This is a genomic window from Dokdonia pacifica (genome assembly GCF_900188275.1).
GTDB classification, from domain to species: Bacteria; Bacteroidota; Bacteroidia; order Flavobacteriales; family Flavobacteriaceae; genus Dokdonia; species Dokdonia pacifica.
On record NZ_FZNY01000028.1, the window covers coordinates 1 to 1,196 of the forward strand.

Annotated in this window: 1 protein-coding gene; it reads right to left on the reverse strand. The window is 38.7% G+C overall.

What is annotated here, in order from left to right; genetic code table 11:
* The coding region (locus CHB80_RS24340; protein WP_179218271.1) for a SprB repeat-containing protein at positions 1-1,196 on the reverse strand (1,196 nt) is incomplete at both ends.

A 1,196-nucleotide genomic window follows, 5' to 3' on the forward strand; every position in this document is an offset into this window, starting at 1 on the left:
CCTCCTGTTACGGTTGCAGTCGCTTCTCCATTTAAACATCCTTGAGCAGTTGTTGCATCAACTCTTGTAATGTTTACACTTAATGCATTATCTGGCTCTGTGATTGTATAGTTAGCTGAAATTGTACAACCATTAGCATCTGTTACAATAACAGAATAGTTTCCTGCTGATACATCTTCTATATCTTCGGTCGTAGCTCCGTTACTCCATGCATATGTATATGGAGGGGTTCCGCCATCTACTGTAATATCTACAGATCCTGTATCTTCTCCATTACAAAGAACATCTACTTCTGTACCTGATAATTCTAATGCTTTTACTGGTTGAGTAACCGTAGCGTTTACAGTAATTGTACATCCGTTGGTATCTGTAACAACTACTGAATAATCTCCCGCTACTAAATCTACTATATCTTCAGTCGTAGCTCCTGTACTCCATGCAAATGTGTATGGGAAAGTACCGCCACTAACTGTTAAGTTAAGTGATCCTGAATTATCTCCAAAACATAATACATTATTTACTGCGATTCCGCCACTCAATACACTTGGCTCTGAAACAACAATGGTTGATTGTGCAGTACAACCGGTTGTTCCATCACTTACAGTAACTGTATATGAACCTGCTACTAATCCTGTAATATTTTCTGTCGTTGCTCCATTACTCCATAAGTATGTAAATGGTCCTACGCCTCCTGTTGTATTTGATGATGCTGTACCATCTGAAAAACCATTACAACTTACATTCGTTGCACTTGTAGTAATCGTTAAATTTTGACAAGATCCTTCATTTATTGTGACCATCGTTTGTACTTGACATCCATTTGCGTCAGTAACTGTAACTGTATAGTCGTTAGGTGCTAAACCTGTAATCTCTTGTGTTGTCTCTCCATTACTCCATGCATATGTATATGGAGGTGTTCCTCCTGATGGATTTGCTGTTGCTGTTCCATTATTTAATCCAGGACCAGTCTCATCGGTAGAAGTTGCTGAAACAGCAACTGGACTCGCTGGCTCTGTTACTGTAACACTTTGTTCTACTGCTAAACATACTGTTCCATCTATAGTAACACTTACGGTATATACTCCCGCAGTTAAATTACTTAATGTACTTGTAGTAACTCCTGCATCTACTTGACCTGTATTCCAAGTAAATGTAAATAAAGCAGCTGGATTGGCATTTGAACTTGCACTTACTGT